The organism is Stenotrophomonas terrae (genome assembly GCF_001431465.1).
In the GTDB taxonomy this organism is placed as follows: Bacteria; Pseudomonadota; Gammaproteobacteria; order Xanthomonadales; family Xanthomonadaceae; genus Stenotrophomonas; species Stenotrophomonas terrae.
This window is the reverse complement of sequence record NZ_LDJJ01000091.1, coordinates 1-1,107: the sequence shown is the minus strand read 5'-3', so window position 1 is coordinate 1,107 and position 1,107 is coordinate 1. Positions and strand designations below refer to the sequence as shown.

The following is a 1,107-nucleotide window of genomic DNA, read 5'->3' as shown; positions in this document are numbered from 1 at the left end:
CCCTACAGGCGTTTCCGGTTCGCGTCGTCGCACAGGTCGCGAAGGTTACTGACCGGCCTACGGTGGCCCAGGAGCCGCAAGCAATCGAACAACCCGTAGCTGAGCATGCCGTGGCCGAGCAGGGCCACAGTGTCGCCGAGCAGCAGGAGCCGGCACCGCAGGATCCGCTGAGTTCGCCTTCCGCCGAAGAACCGATCGCCTCGTTCGAACAGCCTGCCGGCGACGAGTTGTTGTCTATCGAGCAGGAAGCCGGCACCGAACTGGCAATGGCAGAGGAAAGCGTCAGCACGGAACTGGCAGGTACCGAGGAAGCTGGCAAGGCCGCACGTGGCAGCTTGAGCCGTCTGACCATCGGTGCAGGCATTGCCGCTGGCGCAGTGCTGTATTCGGTGCTCTCCAATGATGACGGCGGCAATGGCAGCGCACCGGTTACTCCGGGCCCGACCGGCACCCACTGATTTCGAAGCACATCAAACGCCAGTATTCCCTCGCCGGCCTTCGCGCCGGTGAGGGTTGCGTATAGCCTGCAACGGCCAGGAAGAAAAAATGAACTGCAAGCGTCTTGTCGCCATATTGGCGCTCGCGTTGTTACTCACCGGCTGCGTATTGGCGCCGGGCCAACACCTGCGCCGCGATGCAATCGCGCAACCCGGTCACTCTATTGGCGACAGCCACATCGAGCTTCTGCCGATCACGCCCAAGTTGATCGCCATGGAGCGGGCTTCGCGCGATGCGAAATCGATGCCACTGGCGCTAAGCAGCTATTGGCCCGGCCCCTATCGGGTGGGCGCAGGCGACATGCTCTACATCACCGTATGGGACCACCCAGAGCTCACCGTGCCAGCAGGCCCGCAGCAGCAGCTCAATGCCGCCGGCCGCCTTGTGCAATCCGATGGCAGCCTGTTCTACCCCTATATCGGAAAATTGAATGCCGCCGGCAAGACCCCGACTGAGCTGCGCGAAGAACTCGGCAGCAAGCTGGCGCGTTACATCGAAGCGCCGCAGGTTGACGTGTCCATGCTCAGCTACGCCAGCCAGCGCGTCTGGGTAACCGGCGCATCGCGCCAACCGGCGAGCATTGCGCTTACGGTTACTCCGTTGACGCTG

Annotated in this window: 2 protein-coding genes; both read left to right on the top strand. The window is 63.0% G+C overall.

The window, feature by feature from the left end:
* On the top strand, positions 1–458 hold a 458-nt coding region (locus ABB27_RS18640), incomplete at its 5' end, for a hypothetical protein (protein ID WP_211263733.1).
* Positions 459–546: 88 nt separating this feature from the next.
* Positions 547–1,107: polysaccharide biosynthesis/export family protein (locus ABB27_RS18635; RefSeq protein ID WP_211263732.1), on the top strand; the 561-nt coding region annotated here is incomplete at its 3' end.